The following is a 21,477-nucleotide window of genomic DNA, read 5'->3' as shown; positions in this document are numbered from 1 at the left end:
GGCTGCCGCTGAACACTGACCATGGTCCGGGTGCGCGTCGCGGCGTTTGCGTTGCTGTCGCTGGCGTACCCGCTGGTGGTGTACCTGTCGCTGGGTCGCTTCGAGCCGCGCTGGCTGTCGCTGCTGTTGTTCGGGCTGGCCGCGCTGCGCGCGCTGACCACCCGCCAGCCGGTGTGGTGGGTGGCCGCGCTGGGCGCCGGGGCACTGGCGCTGGTGGCCACCGCCTTCAACCAGGCACTGCCGCTGAAGCTCTACCCGGCCCTGGTCAATGGCGTGATGCTGGTGATCTTCGCCACCAGCCTGCGTTTCCCGCCCAGCGCGGTGGAACGGCTGGCGCGGCTGGGCGAGCCGGACCTGCCGCCGTTCGCGGTGGCCTATACCCGCCGCGTCACCTGGGTGTGGTGCGGTTTTTTCGTCCTCAACGGGGCTCTGGCCCTGGCCACGGCGCTGTGGGCGTCCAACCAGGTCTGGGCGCTATACAACGGATTGTTGGCGTACGTGATGATGGGTGTTCTGTTTGCCGGTGAATGGCTGGTGCGGCGGCGGGTGAAGGCGGCGCACGCGCATGGCTGAGTGGATCGCTCTGGACCGTCTGGCGGTGGCGCCGCGGCCCGGCCGCAGCGTCGGCGTAGCCGCGCACGGGCAGGTCGACCATCCCGCGTTCCGCCTGCAGGTACTGGGCTGGCAGCAGGCCTTCGCGGCCGCGCCGGGCCGTGACTGGGCGCTGTACTTCGACGATACCCTGGCTTTCGCCGCCGCCCTGCTGGGCGCCTGGCATGCCGGCAAGCGGGTGTTCCTGGGCGGCGACAACCTGCCGGCCACGTTGGAAGGATTGAGCCCGCGGGTGGCCGGGTTTGCCGGCGACGTGCCGGCCCGTTATGCGCCGCTGCAGCCGCGCGCTGCAGCGCCGGCCGACGCGGCACTGGCACCGCTGGACCAGGACGCCCTGGAACTGGTGGTGTTCACCTCCGGCAGCACCGGCGCGCCCAGCGCGATCGTCAAGCGCATGCGCCAGCTGACCGCGGAAGTGGACGCGCTGCAGGCGGCCTTCGGCCAACAGCTGGAGGGTGCCCAGGTGCACGGCACGGTCTCGCACCAGCACATCTACGGCCTGTTGTTCCGCGTGTTGTGGCCGCTGGCGGCCGGGCGTGCGATCCAGCCGCGGCGCTTCTTCCACGAAGACCTGGTCAGTGCGCTGGCGCAGGGCCCCTCGGTACTGGTGGCCACCCCGGCCCATCTCAAGCGCCTGCCCGAGCAGCTGGACTGGTCCGCGCTGGGCGGCTGCCTGCGCGCGGTGTTCTCCTCCGGTGGCCCGCTGCCCGAAGAGGCCGCCCTGCAGGCGCGCGCCTTGCTGGGCGTGGCGCCGACCGAGGTGTTCGGCAGCAGTGAGACCGGCGGTATCGCCTGGCGCCGCTGGAGCGCCGGGCAGCCGCAGTGGCACCCGTTGCCCGGGGTGGCCTGGAAGATCCAGGACGGTTGCCTGGCGGTGTCCTCGCCGCACCTGGACAGCGCGGACTGGTGGCAGACCCAGGACCGGGTCGAGGCCGATGCCGGGCGCAGCTTCCGCCTGCTCGGCCGTGCCGACCGCATCGTCAAGATCGAAGAACGCCGGGTCTCGCTGGACGCGCTGGAACAGCAGCTGCGCGCGCACCCGTGGGTCCAGGACGTGCGCGTGCTGGTGCTGCCGGGCGCGCGCGAACAGCTGGCCGCGGTGGTGGTGCCGGCGCAGGCCGGGGCGGGGCAGTGGGACGACGCCCAGCGCCGCCGCCATGCGCAGGCGCTGAGCGCGCACCTGGCCGACAGCCACGATGCGGTGACCCGCCCGCGCCGCTGGCGGTTCATCGACGAGTGGCCGTACAACGCGCAGGGCAAGGTCACCGCCGCCGCGCTGGCGGCGCTGTTCCGGCCCTTGCTGCCGGCGGCGCAATGGCAGCAGCGCGATGCGGCGGCAGCGTCGCTGCTGCTGCCGCTGGACGCGGACCTGGTGGCCTTTGACGGGCATTTCCCGCAGGCCAGGATCCTGCCGGGGGTGGTCCAGTTGGACTGGGCGATCCACTACGCGCGCGAAGCGTTCGCCATGCCGCCGCGGTTCGAACGGATGGATGCGTTGAAATTCCAGCACGTGGCCCGCCCCGGCGACTGCCTGCAGCTCACCCTGGGCTGGGATGCGGACAAATCGGTGCTGAGCTTCCGTTATGTGTCCGACCACGGCGTGCACGCCAGTGGCCGGGTGGTATTCGGCGATGGATGACCCATCCCGCACGGGCCTGCCGGCGATGCCGTTCACGCCACTGGTGGTGATCCCGGTCTACGACCACCAACACGCCATCGGCGCGGTAGTGCGCGGGGTGATCGACAGCGGGCTGCCGTGCCTGCTGGTCGACGACGGCTCGCATGCCGGCTGCGCGCAGGTACTGGATGCACTGGCCGCCGCGCACGCGCCGCAGGTGACGCTGCTGCGGCTGCCGGCCAACCAGGGCAAGGGCGGCGCGATGCTGGCCGGGTTTGCCGCCGCGGCCGGCCGCGGCCACAGCCACGTGCTGCAGATCGATGCCGATGGCCAGCACGACCCGGGCGATATCCCGCGCTTTGTCGCGCTGGCCCGGCAGCATCCCGGGGCGGTGATCTGCGGCATCCCGGTATACGATGCCAGCGTGCCCAAGGCGCGCCTGTATGGCCGCTACGCCACCCATGTCTGGGTCTGGATCAACACCCTGTCGCTGCAGATCCGCGATTCGATGTGCGGCTTCCGGGTCTACCCGCTGGCGCCGGTGACCGGCCTGGTCGGCGAGGAAACCATCGGCCGGCGCATGGATTTCGACAGCGAGATCCTGGTGCGCCTGTTCTGGCGCGAAGTGGCGGTGATCAACCTGCCGACCCGGGTCACCTATCCCAGCGACGGCGTGTCGCACTTCGATGTGTGGCGCGACAACGTACGCATCAGCGGCATGCACACCCGGCTGTTCTTCGGCATGCTGCGCCGCGCGCCGCGCCTGCTGTGGCGCCACCTGCGCGGAGCCACGCCGGCATGACCGCGCCGGCGCCGGCCAATGCCCCGCACTGGGCCGACCTGGGCGAGACCACCTCGGCGGCCGGGGTGCTGTTCCTGTGCTGGGTGCACCGCTGGTTCGGGCGTTGGCCGTTCCGGCTGTGCGTGTACCCGGTGGTGGTGTGCCACTGGTTGGGCAACGGCGTGGCCCGACGGTCTTCGCTGCAGTACCTGCGGCGGCTGCAGGCGCATACCGGCGTGCTCGGCCGCCGGCCCGGGCGCTGGGCCAGCCTGAGGCACTTCGCGCTGTTCGCCGACACCTTGCTGGACAAGCTGCTCGGTCTGGGCGGGCGCTATCCGCCCAGCCGCATCCGCCTGCAGCGCGACCTGATGCTGGACAAGATCGCGCGCCGCGAAGGTGGGCTGATCCTCACCGCGCATATCGGCTGCCTGGAACTGTGCCAGGTGCTGGCCGAACAGGTGCCCGGTTTCCGCATCACCGTGCTGGTGCACACCGCCCATGCGCAACGGTTCAACCGGCTGATGCAGCGCCTGGATCCGCTGGCCTCGGTGGAGCTGATGCAGGTCACCGACATGGGCCCGGCCACTGCGGTGGAACTGCAGCGCCGGGTCGAGGCCGGCGGCTTTGTGGCCATCGTCGGCGACCGCGTGCCGCTGCGCGGTGGCCGTACCGTCCCGGCGCCATTCCTGGGCCATGTGGCGCAGTTCCCGATCGGCGCCTATGTGCTGGCCTCGGCGCTGGCCTGCCCGGTCTATACCATGGCCTGCCTGCATGAAGGCGACGGCTACCGCGTGCGCTTTGAACATTTCAGCGACCGCATCGTGCTGCCGCGCGGCTCGCGCGATGCCGCGCTGACCGCGCAGGCCGAACAATTCGCCCGGTGGCTGGAAGTTCAGGTCGCCCAGGCACCCTTGGACTGGTTCAATTTCTTCCCCTTCTGGGATCAGGCATCTCATGGCAAGTAAGTCACCCCAAATCCGCTTCGGCGATGCGCCGCTGACCATCGAAGACGTGATCGCGCTGTCCCAGCGCCAGGCCCAGGCCGTGGTCAGCGACGACCCGGCGTTCCAGGCGCGCATCCAGAAGGGCGCCGATTTCCTCGACCGCCTGCTGCGCGAGGACGGCGTCATCTATGGGGTGACCACCGGCTACGGCGACTCGTGCACGGTCAACATCCCGCCGGCACTGGTGGCCGAGCTGCCGCACCACCTGTTCACCTACCACGGCTGCGGCCTGGGCCGGTTTCTGGACGAGGCCGAAACCCGTGCGGTGATCGCCGCGCGCCTGGCCTCGCTGGTGCGCGGCATGTCCGGGGTCAGCCACCCGCTGCTGCAGGGCCTGGCCACGCTGCTGCGTCACGACGTGTTGCCGCTGATCCCGGCCGAAGGCTCGGTCGGCGCCAGTGGCGATCTCACCCCGCTGTCCTACGTGGCCGCGGTGCTGTGTGGCGAGCGCGAGGTGATGTACCAGGGCGCGCGCCGCCCGGCCGCCGAGGTGCTGGCCGAGATCGGCATGGCCCCGCTGCGGCTGCGCCCCAAGGAGGGCCTGGCGATCATGAACGGCACCGCGGTGATGACCGCGCTGGCCTGCCTGGCCTTCGATCGCGCCGACTACCTGACCCGGCTGGCCACCCGCCTGACCGCGTTCAACGTGCTGGCCAGCGATGGCAACGCGCATCACTTCGATGAAATGCTGTTCGCCGCCAAACCGCACCCGGGTCAGATGCAGATCGCCGCGCGGCTGCGCCAGGACCTGCACAGCGACCGCCCGCCGCGCAACGAACAGCGCCTGCAGGACCGTTACTCGCTGCGCTGCGCCCCGCACGTGATCGGGGTGGTGCAGGACGCGCTGCCGTTCATGCGCCAGCTGATCGAGACCGAACTCAACAGCGCCAACGACAACCCGCTGATCGATGTCGACGGCGAGCGCATCCTGCATGGCGGGCATTTCTACGGCGGCCATATCGCCTTTGCGATGGACGCGCTGAAGAACACCATCGCCAACCTGGCCGACCTGCTCGACCGGCAGATGGCGCTGGTGGTGGACGCACGCTACAACCATGGCCTGCCGGCCAATCTGTCGGCCGCCACCGGCGAGCGCGCAGCGATCAACCACGGGCTCAAGGCGCTGCAGATCAGCGTGTCGGCGTGGACCGCCGAAGCACTCAAGCAGACCATGCCGGCCTCGGTGTTCTCCCGTTCCACCGAATGCCACAACCAGGACAAGGTCAGCATGGGCACCATCGCCGCGCGCGACTGCCTGCGCGTGATCGAACTGACCGAACAGGTGGTCGCCGCGCTGCTGATCACCGCCCGCCAGGGCGTGGCGCTGCGCCAGCGGGCGGGCATGAAGGCGACCCTGCATGGCGACCTCGATGCGATGTACCAGGACCTGTGCGCGCGCATCGCGCTGATCGAGGAAGACCGCGCGCTGGACCGCGAGCTGCGCGCGCTGCTCGAGGATATCCGTGGCCAGCGCTGGAGCCTGTATGACCAGCCCTGACCTGAGTCTGGAGGTAAGCCTGTCGCCCACCTTCCACGACTGCGACCCGATGCACGTGGTGTGGCACGGCAACTACTTCAAGTATTTCGAGATCGCGCGCTGCGCGCTGCTGCAGCGTTACAACTACGACTACCCGCAGATGGGCGAATCCGGCTACCTCTGGCCGGTGGTCGACGCGCGGGTGAAGTACATCCGCCCGCTGCTGTACGGGCAGGCGCTGCGCGTGCGCGCGACCATCACCGAATGGGAAAACCGGCTGAAGATCGCCTACGAGATCCTCGATGCCGGCAGTGGCCAGGTGCTGACCCGCGCCCACACCATCCAGGTGGCGGTCGACGCGGCCACCAATGAAATGCTGTATCTGTGCCCGCGCGTGCTGTGGGACCGTCTGGGAGTGGAGGTGCAATGAACATCCTGCTGCGCACGCTGGTGGTGCTGGTGTCGTTGATGGGGGCCGCGCCGGTGCTGGCCGCGCCCACTGCCGATGTCGATCTGGTCAAGCAGCGGGTGGCCAAGGCTGGCGTGCTGCGCGGCGCGTTCACCCAGGAAAAGCAGGTGGCCGGCTTCAAGAACCCGTTGCGTTCGCAGGGCAGCTTCGTGCTGGCCCAGGACCACGGCGTGATCTGGACCACGCTCAAGCCGTTCCCGTCGGAGGTGGTGGTCACCCGCGACCGCATCCTCAGCCGCCAGCGCGACGGCAGCAGCCGGGTCGAGCTGGACGGCCGCCAGCAACCGGCGATGCGCTCGGTCAACGCGATCATGTTCGCGCTGATGAGCGGCGATGCGCAGGCGCTGTCGGCGCAGTTCACGGTAAAGGTGGAGGCGCTGCCCAACAATGGCTGGAAGATGCAGCTGAGCCCGCGCTCGGCGATGCTGGCCAAGGTGTTCACCGGGCTGGCACTGAGTGGCGACCGCTACGTGCGCGAGGTCCAGATCACCGAGGCCAACCAGGACGTCACCCGCATCCACTTTGCCGAAATGAGCGAAACCCCGGCCCAGCTGAGTAGTGCAGAGGGCGGCAAGTTTGAATGACCTGGTGAACGCCAACGGCCGCCTGCAGCGCATCTGGCGCTGGTTGGCCATCCTGTGGCTGCTGGTGCTGCTTGGCCTGGGCGTGCAGCAGTGGCAGCTGTGGAAGAGCCAGTCGCGGATCGATACCGACATCCTCGCGCTGTTGCCGCAGGACGCGCACGACCGCCTGCTGTCCGATGTCACCCGGCGCATCGCCGATGCCAATGCGCGCCAGATCGTGGTGCTGCTGGGCAGTACCGATGCGGCGCGGACCAAGGCCGCCGAAGCGGCGTTCCGCACGGCGCTGCATACCCCGCAGGGCAAGGCGCTGTTGCAGGAAAGCGGTTCGATCGAGGGCTGGTTCGAGCAGGCGCGCGCGTTCTACGCGCCGTACCGCGACCGCCTGCTCACCGCTGCCCAGCGCCAGCGGTTGCAGGATGAACCCACCGATGCCCTGGCCCAATCGGCGCTGGCTGCGCTGTACGGCCCGATGGGCGCCCCGCGCCTGACCGAATGGCGCCAGGATCCGCTGTCGCTGTGGCCGCAGTGGTGGCAGGAGCGCGCGTTGGGCTCGGGATTGCAGATGGGCGATGACGGCCTGCTCGAAGCCGATGGCAAGCATTGGTCGATCGTGCAGTACGACACGGTCGGCTCGGCGTTCCAGCTCGATGGCGAGCGCCATATCGACCTGTTGCTGGACCAGGCGGCCGCCGCCGCGGGCAAGCAGGCGCCGGGGCTGGAAGTGCTGCGCGCCGGCGTACCGCTGCATGCCGAGGCCGCCGCCGTGCAGGCCAACCGGGAGATCAATACGATCGGCTGGGGCTCGCTGGCCGCGGTGCTGCTGCTGGTGTGGCTGGCGTTCCGTTCGCTGCGCCCGATCCTGCTGGTGGCCGCCTCGCTGTTGATCGGCTGTGGCGTGGCATTGGCGGTGACGGTGCTGGTGTTCGGCAAGGTGCATGTGCTCACGCTGGTATTTGGCGCCTCGTTGGTCGGCGTGGCCGAGGACTACGGCATCCACTGGTTCGCCTCGCGCCAGGCAGAGCCGGCCGACCGCCGCTGGCGCCTGTTGAAACACCTGCTGCCGGGCCTGTGGCTGGCGCTGTTGACCAGCGCTCTGGCCTACCTGGCGCTGGGCCTGGCGCCGTTCCCGGGGTTGCGCCAGATGGCGCTGTTCTCGGTGGTCGGCCTGGCCGCCGCGTTCCTGACCGTGATCTTCTGGTTCCCGTGGCTGGACGGCGGGGAGATCCGCAACACCCGCTTCTCGCGCTGGCTCGGCGCCACCCTGGAACGCTGGCCGCGCCTGCACGGCCGCCGCACCGCGCTGTTCCTGGGCGTGGTGGCGGTGTTCTCTGCGGTCGGCATCGCCCGCCTCGGCAGCAACGATGACCTGCGCAGCCTGCAGTCCTCGCCCAAGGCATTGATCGACCAGCAGATCCGCATCAGCCAGATGCTGGGCATGCCCAGCCCGGCGCAGTTCTACCTGGTGCAGGGCGACGATGCCGAGCAGGTCCTGCAGCGCGAAGAGGCCTTGATCGCGCGGCTGCGCACGCTCTCGGCCAACAAGCAGATCGGCGGTTACCGCGCGATCAGCGACTGGCTGCCATCGCAGCAGCGCCAGCGCGCTGATGCCGCATTGACTGCCAAGGTCGAGCCGCAGGTGCTGGGCAAGGTGGGCGAGGCGGTCGGCGAACCGCTGCAGCGCCCGGACTATGCCGTGCAGGACCTGCAGGCCGAGGCCTTCCTGGCCTCGCCGGCGGCGCTGCCGTTCCGTCACCTGTGGCTGGGCACGGTGGGCCAGGGCCTGGCCTCGGTGGTGATGGTCGATGACCTGTCGCGCGCCGATGCACTGAGCCTGCTCGAGGCACAGGCCAAGGGCATCGACGGCGTACGCTGGGTCGACCGCACCGCCGATTTCTCCAAGCTGCTCAAGCATTACCGCAAGCTCATGAGCGTGCTGCTGCTGGTCGGCGTCGTGCTGGTGTTCGCGGTGCTGTACTGGCGCTACCGCGCTCAGGCCTGGCGGGTGTTCGCCCCGACCCTGGCGGCCGGCGCGCTGACCCTGGCCCTGCTTGGCCTGTTCGGCCAGCCGCTGCAGCTGTTCAACATACTGGCGCTGATGCTGCTGCTGGGCATGGGCATCGACTACGGCATCTTCCTGGTCGAGCACCGCGGCGATGCCAGTGCCTGGCTGGCGGTGTGCGTGGGCGCGGCCAGCACCTGGCTGTCGTTCGGTCTGCTCGGCCTGTCGGCGACCCCGGCGCTGCGCGCCTTCGGCCTCACCTTGTTGTTCGGGATCGGCCTGGTCTGGCTGATTTCGCCGCTGTTCCGGCCACCGCCGCACGACGCCCCGCACTGAGCGCGGCGCGGGCTTGTTTCCCTCACTTTCAAGATCAAGGATGCATCGATGAGCACGACCGTGGAAACCACAGAGATCCTGATCATCGGCGCCGGCCCGGCCGGATCGGTCGCCGCGGCGATGTTGCGCCAGCAGGGCCGCCAGGTACTGATGCTGGAGCGCCAGCAGTTCCCGCGCTTCTCCATCGGCGAAAGCCTGCTGCCGCAGAGCATGGAATACATCGAGGCGGCCGGGCTGCTGCAGGATGTGGTGCAGGCCGGCTTCCAGTACAAGAACGGCGCGGCCTTCGTGCGTGGCGAGGCGACCACCGAGTTCGACTTCCGCGACAAGTTCTCGCCCGGCTGGGGCACCACCTACCAGGTGCAGCGCGCCGACTTCGACAACGTACTGGCCCGCGGTGCCGAGCGCATGGGCACCACGCTGCGCTTCGGCGATGAGGTGCTGTCGGTGCAGCCGGGTCGTCCGGCGCGGGTGCAGGTGCGCCGCCCCGACGGCAGCGAGTACACCATCGAGGCCGGTTTCATCCTCGACGCCAGCGGCTTCGCGCGCCTGTTGCCGCGCCTGCTGAAGCTGGAATCGCCATCGAACTTCCCGGTGCGCGGGGCGATCTTCTGCCACGTGCGCGACCACATCCCGGCCGACGCCGGCTTTGACCGCAACAAGATCCTGATCACCACCCATCCCGAGCATGTGGACGTGTGGTACTGGACGATTCCGTTCTCCAACGGTTGCTGCTCGCTGGGCGTGGTCGCCGAGCCCAGCTTCTTCGAGAAGTACCCCGGCAGCGACGAGGACAAGCTGCGCGCCATCGTCGGCGAAGACCCCAACCTGACCCGCCTGCTGGCCAACGCCGAGTGGGCGGTGTTGCCGGTGCGCACCATCACCGGCTATTCGGCCAATGTGAGTTCGCTGTGGGGCGAGGGCTATGCGCTGCTCGGCAACGCCGGCGAGTTCCTCGACCCGGTGTTCTCCTCCGGCGTCACCATCGCCTTCAAGTCCGCGCAGCTGGCCAGCGAGTGCATCGCCCGCGAGTACGCCGGTGAGGCGGTGGACTGGGAGCGGGAGTTCTCCATTCCGCTGCGCGCCGGGGTCAAGACCTTCCGCCGCTTCGTCGAGGCCTGGTACGCCGGTGGCTTCCAGAAGATCATCTACCACCCCAACGCGCAGCCGGACGTGCGCCGCATGATCTCTTCGATCCTGGCCGGCTACGCCTGGGACACCCACAACCCGTACGTGGCCGATGACAGCGGCCGCCGCCTGCGGGTACTGGAGGAACTGTGCAGCGCCTGATCGCCGCCTTGCTGCTGTGCGTGCTGCTGGCCGCCTGTGCCGGCGCCCGCCTGCCCGCGCCGCTGGTGCAGCTGCCGACCCTGCAGCTGCCGCCGGCGGCACTGCCGCAGCCGCTGCAGTTGCAGCAGCGCCTGCAGTTCCGTTTCGGCAGCCACGAACGCGAGCTGGATGCATTGCTGGAAGCCGATGGCAGCCAGGTGCGGCTGGCGGTGCAGGCCATGGGCCAGACCGGGGTGCGCATGGTCTGGGACGGCACCACGCTGGAGCAGACCCGTGCGCCGTGGTTGCCGCCGCAGGTGCGTGGCGAACGCGTGCTGGACGACCTGCAGTTCGCGCTGTGGCCGGCCGCGGCGATCCGTGCCGCGCTGCCGCCCGGCTGGAGCCTGGCCGAATCCGGGGACGGGCGCCGGCTGGAGCAGGGCGGCAAGGCCTGGTTGCTGCTGGAGCCGCTGTCCGACGGCCGGGTGCGCCTGCGCAACCTGGCCGAAGGCTATGAACTGGTGATTGAATCGTTGGACATGGGACAGGCACAACCGTGAGCGATCGCGCGATCTATCTGAATGAGCTGGGCGTGGTCTGCGCGCTGGGTGCCGACCGCAGCCAGGTGCGCGAGGGCCTGTTCGCGGCCCAGCCCGGCGGGCTGCGCGACAACGACCAGCTGATCGCCGGGCGTACCCTGGCGCTGGGTGAAGCGAGCGGCGCGTTGCCGGACCTGTCGGCGCTGCCGGTGGCGCTGCGTGGGCGCAACAACGCCTTGCTGGAAGCGGCCCTGCAGCAGATCCGCCCGGCCGTGGACGCGGCGATCGCGCGCTTTGGCGCCGACCGGGTGGCGGTGATCATCGGTACCAGTACCTCGGGCATCGGCGAATCGGAGAACGCGCTGCGCCATCATCACCAGGACGGCCAGTGGCCGGCCGACTTCCACTACACACAACAGGAGATGGGCACCTCGGCGCGCTTCGTGCGCGAGCGCATCGGCAGCAGCGGCCCGGCCTGGACGATCTCCACCGCCTGTTCGTCCAGCGCCAAGGCGTTGATGTCGGCCGCCCGGCTGCTGCGTGCCGGGCTGGTCGATGCGGTCGTTGCCGGCGGCGCCGATTCGCTGTGCCGCTTCACCGTGGCCGGTTTCAGCGCACTGGAGTCGGTGTCGGCCGCGCGCTGCAATCCGTTCTCGGCCAATCGCAACGGCATCAACATCGGCGAGGGCGCGGCGCTGTTCCTGATGACCTGCGACCCCGGCCCGGTGCGCCTGTCCGGCTGGGGCGAGTCCTCCGATGCGCATCACATGTCCGCGCCGGACCCGCAGGCGCGCGGCGCGATCGACGCCATGCGGCAGGCGTTGGCGCGTGCCGGGCTGGATGCCGCGCAGATCGACTACGTCAACCTGCACGGCACCGCCACCGGCCACAACGATGCGATGGAGAGCCATGCGGTGGCCACGGTGCTGGGCACCGCGGTGCCGGCCAGCTCGACCAAGCCGCTGACCGGGCACACCCTGGGCGCGTCCGGCGCGATCGAGGCGGCGCTGTGCTGGATGGTCCTGGCCGACAATCCGCAGCAACAGCTGCCCACCCACTGGTGGGACGGCCAGGCCGATGCCGCGCTGCCGGCACTGGCTCTGGTGGCGCCGGGCACGCAGGCAGCGCGCGCGCCGCAGCACGTGCTCAGCCATTCGTTCGCCTTCGGCGGTAGCAATGCCGTGCTGGCCCTGGCGCGGAGCTGAGCATGCAGCCGCCCTGGAATATCGATGCCGTCCTGCCGCACCGCGACAGCATGCGCCTGATCGACCGGCTGCTGGACTGGCAGGAAGAGTCCATCGTGGTTGAGGTCGACGTGCCCGCGCACGGCCTGTTCACCACGCCCGAGGGGGTACCGGCCTGGGTCGGGGTGGAATACATGGCCCAGGCGATCTCCGCCTGGGCCGGCTGCAAGGCGCGCCAGGCCGGGCAGCCGCCGTCGATCGGCTTCCTGCTTGGCACCCGCCGCTATACCGCCCACCAGCCGTACTTCGCCGCCGGCAGTTGCCTGCGGGTAGAGGCACGATGCGAGCTGATGGGCGAAAATGGGCTGGGCATGTTCGCCTGCCGGATTTCGGCGGACGGCAACGAATTGGCGGTTGCCAACGTATCGGTGTTCGAGCCGCGCGATGCGATGGCCTATCTGGAGAGTGGACAGGTATGACGGAAAATCTGACCGTGCTGGTGACCGGCGCCAGCCGTGGCATCGGCCGTGCCGTGGCGCTGCGGATCGCGCGCGACGGTTTCGACGTGGTGGTGCATTGCCGCAGCCGCGTCGACGAAGCGCAGGCGGTGGCCGCCGACATCCAGGCGCTCGGCCGGCAGGCACGGGTACTGGCCTTCGATGTGGCCGACCGTGACGCCGCGCGCACCGCGCTGGAGGCCGACGTGGAAGCGCATGGCGCCTATTACGGGGTGGTCTGCAATGCCGGCATCGCCCGCGACGGCGCCTTCCCGGCGATGCCGGGCGACGACTGGGACGCGGTGGTGCACACCAACCTGGACAGCTTCTACAACGTGCTGCACCCGCTGGTGATGCCGATGGTGCGCCGGCGCAAGCCCGGCCGCATCGTCACCCTGTCCTCGGTATCGGGGCTGGTCGGCAACCGCGGGCAGACCAACTACAGCGCGGCCAAGGCCGGCATCATCGGCGCCACCAAGGCGCTGGCGCTGGAGCTGGCCAGCCGCGCGATCACCGTCAACTGCGTGGCCCCGGGCCTGATCGAGACCGAGATGGTCAACCAGGAAGTACTCGACCACGCGTTGAAACTCATTCCCGCCGGGCGCATGGGCCAGCCGGAGGAGGTGGCCCATGCGGTCGCCTTCCTGCTGTCCGCGTCGGCCGGCTACATCACCCGCCAGGTGATTTCGGTCAATGGAGGCATGGTCTGATGAGCCGTACCGATCGTCGCGTCGTGGTTACCGGCGCCGCTGCATTGAGCCCGTTGGGGCATGACTGGGCCGGCATCCGCGAACGCCTGCATGCGCGCGTCAACGCGGTGCGCTACATCCCCGAGTGGGAGGTGTTCGACGGCCTCAACACGCGCCTGGCCGCGCCGGTGCAGGACTACGAACTGCCGCCGCACTACAACCGCAAGACCACCCGCAGCATGGGCAAGGTGGCGGTGATGTCGGTGCGCGCCACCGAGCTGGCGCTGGAGGCGGCCGGCCTGCTCGGCCACCCGGTGCTGCGCAGCGGCCTGGCCGGGGTGGCCTACGGCTCGTCCTCGGGCAGCCACGAGGCCACCGCCGAGTTCGGCCGGATGCTGCATGAACACACCACCGAAGGCATCAGCGCCACCACCTACCTGAAGATGATGAGCCACACCTCGCCGGTCAACATCGGGGTGTTCTTTGGCTTGTCCGGCCGCGTCTATACCACCTCCAGCGCCTGTACCTCGGGCAGCCAGGGCGTGGGCGCCGGCTATGAGGCGATCCGCAGCGGCAAGCAGCTGGTGATGGTCACCGGCGGCGCCGAACAGCTCGATGCCACCGCCGCGGCGGTGTTCGACACCCTGTTCGCCACCAGCGTGCGCAACGATGCGCCGCAGACCACGCCCAGTCCGTTCGATGCCCACCGCGACGGCCTGGTGCTGGGCGAGGGCGCCGGCACCCTGATCCTGGAAGAGCTGGAGCACGCGCAGGCGCGCGGGGCCACCATCCTGGCCGAGGTGGTCGGCTACGGCACCAACAGCGACGGCCAGCACGTCACCCAGCCCAGTGCCGGCACCATGGCCCAGGCGATGCGGCTGGCACTGGACGATGCCGGGCTGCGCGCCGACCAGATCGGCTACGTCAACGCCCATGGCACCGCCACCGACCACGGCGACATCGCCGAAACCCAGGCCACCGCCCAGGTGTTCGGTCCGGGCATGCCGATCAGTTCGCTGAAGAGCTATGTCGGCCACATGCTCGGTGCCTGCGGTGCGTTCGAGGCGTGGCTGACCATCGAGATGATGCGCGAAGGCTGGTTCGCCCCGACCCTGAACCTGCAGGAGGTCGACCCGCGCTGCGGCGCGCTGGACTATATCCAGGGCGAAGGCCGCGCCCTGCAGACCGAATACGTCATGAGCAACAACTTCGCCTTCGGCGGCATCAACACCTCGTTGATCTTCCGCCGCTGGCAGCAATGACGTACCCGGCCCGGGCAACGGGCCGGCTTCCCCGCAATACCCTGCGCCCCACCAACAAGGAGAAAGTTGAATGCGTCGTTTTGCCCTGATTGCCGCCACCGCGCTGCTCGCCGTCGCCAGCACCGCCCAGGCCCGTGACACCCGTGTCGAACAGTCGCTGCGCGAACTGGTCAACTCCCAGGCCGCCCGCGATGCCGGTATCGACGGCAGCGTGCGTTTCTACCTGGCCGGCGAAAAGGTCAGCGTCCAGCAGCGCCTGGGCGAGGATGTGACCAACAAGAAGACCAACGCGGCCAACAAGAGCGACGAAGAAGCCTGCCGCTGGGTCGCGCTGTCGGCGCTGCGCGCGCTGCAGGACGGTGCCAAGTCGCGCAATGCCAACGCGGTGGTGGACATCGTCAGCTATTACAAGAAGAACGAGTTCAAGAGCAGCACCAACTATGAGTGCTATGCCGGCACCCTGATGGCCGGCGTGGCCCTGAAGGGCACCTACGCCAAGGTCAAGTAAGCCGCGGCGGCCACCGCTCCGCCGGAGCGGTGGCCGTGCACGGGCGGGTCCAGCCGCGCCCGGCAGCAGCCTGGCCGGCCCGGTCCGGAATGCAGGCGCGATAGCTGAACACCGTCGCGACATTGATGAACCTGAATCTGCCAAGCGTCGTCAAACCGCCGCAGGATCACGATGGCTGCTTTCCCCCTTGCGTGGTTTCCGACACAATCATCGCAATCATCATCCTGGCAAAGCCCCCCGGGCATGCAAGCCTACGTCTATAAAAGCCAACGCAAGCAGGACACGTACGTCTATCTGGCCACCCGCGACGACTTCAACGCCATCCCCGATGCGTTGAAGGCCACGCTGGCGCCGTTTGAATTCGTCCTGGAAGTTGCCCTGACCCCCGACCGTCGTCTTGCCCTGGCCGACCCTGCGGAGGTGCGCGCCAACCTGGCCGGGCGCGGTTTCCATCTGCAGATGCCGCCACCACCGGTTGCGCCGGTCCGGGTCCCGCGTCGCAATGACTGAATCCCTGCGTACCCGCGCCATGGCCATCGCGCTCGCCGCCGGCGTGCTGCTGGCCCTGGCCGCGGCGCTCGGTGGCGTGCCTGCGGCACTGGGCGTGGCCCTGGCCCAGCCGGCGTTCGCGCTGGGCGTGTCGTGGTGGCGCCGCAGCCGCCCGGTGCATCCGTGGCCGCGCCTGCTCCGCCAGGACCTGCCGGCCCTGCTGGCGCCGTGGCTGGCCGGCCCGCTGCTGCTGGCCGCGCTGGTGGCCTGGCCGCTGGGCGCGCTGCACGACAGTGGCAGCCTGGCCGCCGTGCTTGGGCTGAGCGTGGCGGTCAGTGCCGCCCTGCTCGGGGTGTGGCGGACCTGGCCGTTGTGGAATGAAGTCGAGCGCAGCGACGGCAACCTGGTCGGCCATTGGCAGGCGCTGTCCACGCGCGACCTGAGCGCCTGGCGCGGCCTGGCCGTGGCCGCGCTGGTGGTGGCGGTATGCGCGCTGGTGGTGGTGCCGGCGTGGCCGGGGCTGGTGGCCGATGGCCTGCGCTGGCCGCTGACCGCCGCGGTGGTGGTGCTGTCGCCGTTGGCCCACCTGCTGCTGCAGGCGATCGCGCCGGCCGACCCGCTGGCCACCCGGGCCGCCCTGGACCTGGGCAGCGACCCGGCCGATACCCTGGCCGGCCATGAACACCAACCGCAGCCGCTGGAGCCGCTGGGCCAGCACGAACGCCTGCCGGCGCTGTACGAGGCCGCGCGCAGCGGCCGGGTCGACCGCGCCCTGCAGCTGCTGGCCGCCGGCGCCGACCCGCAGGGCGCGCCCGACCCGGCCTGGCGCGACCAGCGCAGCCTGGCGGTGCTGGCCGCGGTGCTGCCCGACCTGCGCCTGCTGCGTGAGCTGATCGCGCGCGGGGTGGATGTCAACGCGCCGCACCGCGGTATGACCCCGCTGCTGGCCGCCACCCGCGACAGCTGGCACGGGCGCCCCGAAGCGGTGATGACCCTGCTGGCCAATGGCGCCGATTCGCGCGCCGTCGACAGCGAGGGCAACACCCCCCTGCACCATGCCGCGCGCAGTTCCGATCCCGGCGTGGCGGCGCTGCTGCGCGATGCTGCCGCCGAGGTCGACGCACTCAACCAGGAAGGCTGGTCGCCGCTGGCGGTGGCCTGCCAGGTCGGCAACTGGCGCCTGGCGCGGTTCCTGCTGGAGCGCGGCGCCAAGACCGAACCGGCCGACGGCACCCCGGTGCTGCTGGCCGCCGCCGGTACCGAAGAAGACGATCCGGCCGGCGTGCAGCTGCTGCTCAAGCACAAGGCGCGCGCCGATGCGCGCGACCGCCAGCGCCGCAGCGCCCTGCACGAAGCCGCGCTGGCCGGGCATGTGGACATCATCGATGTGCTGCTGGCCGCCGGTGCCAACCTGGAAGCGCGCGACGCGCTGGCGCGCACGCCGTGGCTGGAAGCGGCCCGCGGTGGTCGTGCGGCGGTGATCGAACACCTGTTGCCGCACCAGCCCGAACTCAACGCGGTCGATGCCGAAGGGCGCAACGCGGTGCTGCTGGCCTGCATGGCCGACACCGTGTCGCCGCTGCTGGTGCGCCGCCTGCTCGACCTGGGCATCGCCGCCGACCTGCCTGATCCGCAGGGCCGGCGGGCGGTCGATATCGCCGCCAGTGCCGGGCGCTGGGCGATCGTTTCGCTGCTGGACCGCAGCTACCCGCTGCCGGCGGCAGTCAGCGATGGGCTGGCTACCGGCAACGATGCCGACCCGGCCACACCGTCGCTGCCGGACCGGCCGCCGCTGGAACTGCTGCGCGAGGCCCTGGGCTTCGGCAACGTCGACGGCATGGCCGCGCTGGCACGGTTGTGTGCGCCCGAGGAACTGGGCGGGCTGCTGCATGACGCCGAACTGGCGCTGGACCCGCAGGCGGTGGACTGGCTGCTGGCGCAGGGCGCCGCGGCCGAAGTGCTCGATGCCTGTGGCGACACCCCGATGTTTGCACTGCTGGCGCGCGGCACCGATGCGGTGCCGGCGTTGCAGGTGCTGCTGCGCCGGGGCGTGTCCCCGGCCGGCCGCGGTGGCCTGGCCCGCCTGCTCAGTGCCTGCGCACAGCACGACCACGCCTCGCGAGGGCTGGAACTGCTGGCCCTGGAACTGCTGGAACGCGGTGCCGACCCGTTCGCGCCGTCGCCGGCCGGCGACCCGCCGCTGTCGCTGGCGGTGCGGCTGGGCTGGTTGCGCCTGCAGCAGGCCCTGCTGGGCCTGGGCGTGGACCGCGAAGCCCGCGACAGCCACGGCATGACCGCCCTGCACCTGGCCACGGCGCTGGCCCGTGAAGGCTCGCTCAAGCTGCTGGTGCAGCAGGGCGCTTCGCCCGAAGCCCGCGCCGCCGACGGCCAGACCCCGCTGGGCGTGGCGCTGTCGATCGGCCGCCGCGACCTGGCCGACTGGCTGGACTGGCGGGTGTGGCCGCTGCCGCGCCGCGCGCTGCGCGACGGCGACCTGCCCGCGGCGGCGATGGCCGGCGATGCCGACGCGGTCAGGCGCCTGATCGACCTGGGTTTCGGCGTGGACGTGGTCGATGGCCAGGGCTGCACCGCGCTGCTGCGTGCGGCCGGTGGCGGCCATCTGGCCGTGGTCGACCTGCTGCTGGTGCGCGGCGCCAACCCGCAGCATGCCGCGGCCAGTGGCGCCACGCCGTTGTCGGCGGCGGTCAGCATGCGCCAGATCGACATCGTCTCGGCCCTGCTCGATGCCGGTGCCGAACTGGAATACCGCCTGCCCGGCGGCGTCACCGTGCTGATGCTGGCCTCGGCGCTGGGCCTGCCCGACATCGTCGCGCGCCTGCTGACTGCCGGCGCCAACGTGCATGCCGGCGATGCGCAGCAACTGGGGCCGCTGCATTGCGCGGCGCTGTACGGCTTCAGTGCCCGCGACCGTGCGCGCCTGCTGGCCCTGCTCGACACCCTGCTGCTGGCCGGTGCCGAACCGGACCAGGCCGCCGCCGGGGCGGTCACCCCGCTGCTGCTGCTGCTGGGCGCCCGCGCCGAACCGGGTACCGCCTGCGATGAGCAGGTGGTGCTGGCGGCGGTCGAGCGGCTGCTCGACGAAGACGTCTCGCTGGAGGTGCGCGACCCGCGCGGCTTCGGCCCGCTGCACCTGGCCGCCCTGCATGGCCTGCCGCTGCTGGTGCAGCGCCTGCTGCGCGCCGGCGCCGACCCGGACGTGCGCGACGCGCTCAACCGCAGCCCGCGCGAAATCGCGGTGATGCGCGGCTTCATCGATGTCGCCGGCGAATTCGAACCGCGCGTGCCGGGGGTGTCCTCGATGGCCAGGTTCCTGCGCGACAACGGCTAACCCGCACTGCCCGGCAGCCGACCTGCCCATTGGGCAAGAAGCGGTGGAAAACGGTCATGCTGGCGGCACCAACTTGCCGCCTGCGGCGCGATCCACTCCATCAGTTGCATCACTTCTGCATGGTGTTGCTGCAAGGGCTAGTGCAGGATGGGTTCGTGGTGGGCGATGCGGTTGCGAAGCTGCCGGATGCGGACCAGTGGCGCGGAAAATTGCTTGCGTCGAAGCCCTCGCCCGGCAGGGGCCGCGGAAATCCGGTGCAGCGTCTGTTGCCATAGCACTTCGTGTTCCTTGTTGAACATCATCGTCCAGAACCCGAAGGTAAGGTGCGAGAGGATGCCGCCCGGCGTGATCGTCCTTCCCTGGCGCCGTAGATCCGCAGTGGCGGTTCTCACCTGTTCGTACTGTCGCGAAATGCCAAGCACTGCCGCGCCGGCGTCGAACCAGAACGGCCCATGCGTCGCGGCCAGCACCTGGTGGGTACGGTTGCGAAGCAGGATCTCAAGGGTGTGCAAAGGGACGTACAAGCTTTCGGATAGCTGCAGGTTGATCGAGTAGAGAGAGAACGCACGGTCGCCGCATTGCCCGCCCCACGCCAGATAGCGCCCCATGCGCTCGCCGGAACACCATTCAGCCAGTCTCTCGGCCTTGGTCGTGTTCATTCTGACAATCTATGATGGGCGCCTTGATACAGCGCCATTGCAACGATAAGCTGGCACCGCACACCCCGGTACCGTCTCTGCCAATGGCACGCGGCCGGGGTAAGTTTTTTCTGGATCATGAAGATGTCGCGCGGTGGCTGCAGGTCCCATGCAGCCTGATCCATCTGGTCGGGTTCAGACAGCGGCGACCTACCCGCGAGGCGCTAGGCACGCTACCCAACTGAACGTGGGATTTTTCAGCTGTCGCGGTCTGCCGGGGCCGATGGGTCTGATTTGACATCCGCATCGGCCTCGAACAGATGCATCAGGTCGGCGCGCGCATCGCGCGAGGTCTGGATCACCGCCGCCTCGTCGTCGTAGACCAGGTACTGGTCGCGCAGCAGTTTTTCGTCATGCTCGCGGAAACGCTGCACATGGCTGCGCGCGGTCTGCGCGGACATGCCCAGTGCCACCAGCATGCGCTCGCTCAGTTCCAGGCTGGTGCCGAACACCTCGCGGAACGGCTCGGCCGACATGTCCATCAGCCGCCACGCATGCTGGCGGTTGCGCGCGCGCACCAGCACCACCGCATCGGGATACATGCGCCGGATCAGGCGGGTGGCGCGCATGTTGGCGTCCGGGTCGTCCAGGGTCACCACGTAGACGCGGATATGCTCGCCGCCGGCGGCGCGCAGCATCTCCGGGCGGGTCGGGTCGCCGTAGTACAGCTGGTTGCCGAACCGGCGCAGGTCCGAGACCGTGTCCGGGTTGGATTCCAGCGCCACGAACGGAATCTTCTGCGCGGTCAGCAGGCGCGCCACCACCTGGCCGAAGCGGCCCATCCCGGCAATCATCACCTGTGGCTGCGCGCCCCCGGTATCCACCTTGTCGGCGGGGCGGGCCTGGGCCTTGGGCGCGTCCTCGCGGCCGAGCAGGCGCAGCAGCGCGATCATCAGCAGCGGGGTGATCGCCATCGACAGGCCGACGATCGCCACCAGCCGGTCGTGGTTGGCGCTGCCCAGCAACTGCGCGCGCTGGGCTTCGTTGAACACCACGAAGGCGAACTCACCGCCCAGCCACAACACACTGCCCAGCAGCAGCGCATGGCGGGTACCCAGCCGGGCCAGCTTGCCGATGCCGAACAGCAGGCCGAACTTCACCACCAGCAGGATCGCCACGCCCGCGGCGATCATCGCCGGTTCGGCAACCACCCGGTCCAGGTCGATGCCCATGCCCACGGCGATGAAGAACAGGCCCAGCAGCAGGCCCTTGAACGGCTCGATCTGCGATTCCAGCTCGTGGCGGAACTCCGAATCGGACAGCAGCACCCCTGCCAGGAACGCGCCCAGGCTGGGGCTGAGCCCGGCCTCCTGCATGAACCAGGCGGTGCCCAGCACCACCAGCAGCGCCATCGCGGTGAACACCTCCGGGCTGCGCGTGCGCGCGATGATGTTGAACAGCCGGCGCAGCAGCGGCCGCCCGCACAGGATCACCACGGCCAGCGCGCCCAGTGCAATGGCCACATCGTTCCAGTGCAGGGTTTCATTCCTGGCCCCGCCCAGCAGCGGAATCGCCGCCAGCAGCGGAATGGCGATCAGGTCCTGGAACAGCAGGATGGCAAAGCCCAGCCGGCCGTAGTCGCTGTTGATCGCCTTGTGTTCGGACAGCAACTGCAGGCCTACCGCCGTGGATGACAGTGCCAGTGCGATACCGACGATCAGCGCGCTCTTCCAGTGGAAGTGGTCGAGCAGCAGCAGGCTGCCCAGCACGATCGCGCTCAGCGCCACCTGCAACGCCCCGGCGCCGAACACCGAACGCCGCATCACCTTCAGCCGGGCCGGCGACAGCTCCAGCCCGATCACGAACAGCAGCATCACCACCCCGATCTCGGCGGCGCTGAGGATGCGGTCGGCATCCTGCACGAAGCCCAGCCCGTCCGGGCCCAGCACCACGCCGGCGGCCAGGTAGCCCAGCACCGCGCCCAGCCCCAGCTTCTTGAACACCGGCACGGCGATCACCGCCGCCAGCAGCAGCACCAGGGCCAGCTCGAGCGCGCCGCTATGCATGGAAAGACCTGCTCATGGAATCGTCGCCAGGGAACACCAGGGGGAAGGGCGCTGCGACCGCCGGCCGCAGCCCATTATGCGACGCGCGCGCGCGCCCAGGCGCAATC

19 protein-coding genes are annotated in these 21,477 nt (G+C 69.9%); 17 read left to right on the top strand and 2 right to left on the bottom strand.

What is annotated here, in order from left to right; genetic code table 11:
• Positions 1-21 precede the first annotated feature (21 nt).
• The 17 genes from AC3ITM_RS18575 (at position 22) to AC3ITM_RS18495 (ending at position 18,666) form a co-directional block, all read left to right on the top strand.
• Positions 22-573, top strand: coding sequence for a COG4648 family protein (locus tag AC3ITM_RS18575; protein ID WP_489267169.1), 552 nt, complete (start codon positions 22-24; stop codon positions 571-573).
• Positions 566-2,251, top strand: coding sequence for an ApeI family dehydratase (locus tag AC3ITM_RS18570; protein ID WP_489267167.1), 1,686 nt, complete (start codon positions 566-568; stop codon positions 2,249-2,251). Before AC3ITM_RS18575 ends, AC3ITM_RS18570 begins: the two co-directional genes overlap by 8 nt.
• The gene (locus AC3ITM_RS18565; RefSeq protein WP_489267165.1) at positions 2,244-3,032 is read left to right on the top strand and encodes a glycosyltransferase family 2 protein; all 789 of its coding nucleotides are present in this window, start codon (positions 2,244-2,246) and stop codon (positions 3,030-3,032) included. Before AC3ITM_RS18570 ends, AC3ITM_RS18565 begins: the two co-directional genes overlap by 8 nt.
• Positions 3,029-3,976 carry a lysophospholipid acyltransferase family protein gene (locus AC3ITM_RS18560; protein WP_489267163.1) on the top strand — a complete coding sequence of 316 codons (948 nt, stop codon included), beginning with the start codon at positions 3,029-3,031 and terminating at the stop codon, positions 3,974-3,976. Before AC3ITM_RS18565 ends, AC3ITM_RS18560 begins: the two co-directional genes overlap by 4 nt.
• Positions 3,966-5,513 (top strand): HAL/PAL/TAL family ammonia-lyase, encoded by a 1,548-nt coding sequence (locus AC3ITM_RS18555; protein WP_489267161.1) that lies wholly within the window; start codon positions 3,966-3,968, stop codon positions 5,511-5,513. Before AC3ITM_RS18560 ends, AC3ITM_RS18555 begins: the two co-directional genes overlap by 11 nt.
• Complete coding sequence (locus tag AC3ITM_RS18550) at positions 5,500-5,922, top strand: acyl-CoA thioesterase (protein ID WP_228886153.1); 423 nt, start codon at positions 5,500-5,502, stop codon at positions 5,920-5,922. The genes AC3ITM_RS18555 and AC3ITM_RS18550 overlap by 14 nt, the downstream gene beginning before the upstream one ends.
• Positions 5,919-6,545: an outer membrane lipoprotein carrier protein LolA gene (locus AC3ITM_RS18545; protein WP_489267159.1), complete on the top strand. Its 627-nt coding sequence runs from the start codon at positions 5,919-5,921 to the stop codon at positions 6,543-6,545. The genes AC3ITM_RS18550 and AC3ITM_RS18545 overlap by 4 nt, the downstream gene beginning before the upstream one ends.
• Positions 6,538-8,880, top strand: coding sequence for an MMPL family transporter (locus AC3ITM_RS18540; protein WP_489267157.1), 2,343 nt, complete (start codon positions 6,538-6,540; stop codon positions 8,878-8,880). The genes AC3ITM_RS18545 and AC3ITM_RS18540 overlap by 8 nt, the downstream gene beginning before the upstream one ends.
• Positions 8,881-8,928: 48 nt before the next feature.
• A complete protein-coding gene (locus AC3ITM_RS18535) occupies positions 8,929-10,170 on the top strand; it encodes an NAD(P)/FAD-dependent oxidoreductase (protein WP_489267155.1) in 1,242 nt (413 codons plus the stop codon).
• Positions 10,158-10,709: a DUF3261 domain-containing protein gene (locus AC3ITM_RS18530; RefSeq protein ID WP_489267153.1), complete on the top strand. Its 552-nt coding sequence runs from the start codon at positions 10,158-10,160 to the stop codon at positions 10,707-10,709. The genes AC3ITM_RS18535 and AC3ITM_RS18530 overlap by 13 nt, the downstream gene beginning before the upstream one ends.
• The gene (locus AC3ITM_RS18525; RefSeq protein WP_489267151.1) at positions 10,706-11,893 is read left to right on the top strand and encodes a beta-ketoacyl-[acyl-carrier-protein] synthase family protein; all 1,188 of its coding nucleotides are present in this window, start codon (positions 10,706-10,708) and stop codon (positions 11,891-11,893) included. Before AC3ITM_RS18530 ends, AC3ITM_RS18525 begins: the two co-directional genes overlap by 4 nt.
• Positions 11,894-11,895: 2 nt before the next feature.
• On the top strand, positions 11,896-12,351 hold the full coding sequence (locus tag AC3ITM_RS18520; protein ID WP_489267149.1) for a hotdog family protein: 456 nt from the start codon (positions 11,896-11,898) through the stop codon (positions 12,349-12,351).
• Positions 12,348-13,079 (top strand): 3-oxoacyl-ACP reductase FabG, encoded by a 732-nt coding sequence (gene fabG, locus AC3ITM_RS18515; RefSeq protein WP_489267147.1) that lies wholly within the window; start codon positions 12,348-12,350, stop codon positions 13,077-13,079. The genes AC3ITM_RS18520 and fabG overlap by 4 nt, the downstream gene beginning before the upstream one ends.
• Positions 13,079-14,320: a beta-ketoacyl-ACP synthase gene (locus AC3ITM_RS18510; RefSeq protein ID WP_489267145.1), complete on the top strand. Its 1,242-nt coding sequence runs from the start codon at positions 13,079-13,081 to the stop codon at positions 14,318-14,320. The genes fabG and AC3ITM_RS18510 overlap by 1 nt, the downstream gene beginning before the upstream one ends.
• Positions 14,321-14,390: 70 nt before the next feature.
• Positions 14,391-14,828, top strand: a complete 438-nt coding sequence (locus AC3ITM_RS18505; protein WP_228886144.1) for an excinuclease ATPase subunit — start codon at positions 14,391-14,393, stop codon at positions 14,826-14,828.
• Between the two features lie 243 nt (positions 14,829-15,071).
• On the top strand, positions 15,072-15,338 hold the full coding sequence (locus AC3ITM_RS18500) for a YcgL domain-containing protein (protein ID WP_228886143.1): 267 nt from the start codon (positions 15,072-15,074) through the stop codon (positions 15,336-15,338).
• Positions 15,331-18,666, top strand: a complete 3,336-nt coding sequence (locus AC3ITM_RS18495; protein WP_489267144.1) for an ankyrin repeat domain-containing protein — start codon at positions 15,331-15,333, stop codon at positions 18,664-18,666. Before AC3ITM_RS18500 ends, AC3ITM_RS18495 begins: the two co-directional genes overlap by 8 nt.
• Positions 18,667-18,803: 137 nt before the next feature.
• Here the strand turns inward: AC3ITM_RS18495 and AC3ITM_RS18490 are convergent, their stop codons facing one another.
• Together AC3ITM_RS18490 and AC3ITM_RS18485 are read right to left on the bottom strand one after the other, a co-directional pair.
• Complete coding sequence (locus tag AC3ITM_RS18490; protein ID WP_489267142.1) at positions 18,804-19,325, bottom strand: Abi family protein; 522 nt, start codon at positions 19,323-19,325, stop codon at positions 18,804-18,806.
• A gap of 236 nt (positions 19,326-19,561) precedes the next feature.
• Positions 19,562-21,370, bottom strand: coding sequence for a monovalent cation:proton antiporter-2 (CPA2) family protein (locus AC3ITM_RS18485; protein ID WP_489267140.1), 1,809 nt, complete (start codon positions 21,368-21,370; stop codon positions 19,562-19,564).
• Positions 21,371-21,477 lie beyond the last annotated feature (107 nt).

The organism is Stenotrophomonas sp. KH_029, from assembly GCF_057839765.1.
The sequence above is the reverse complement of the archived record's forward strand: the minus strand, read 5'-3'. Positions and strand labels throughout refer to the sequence as shown.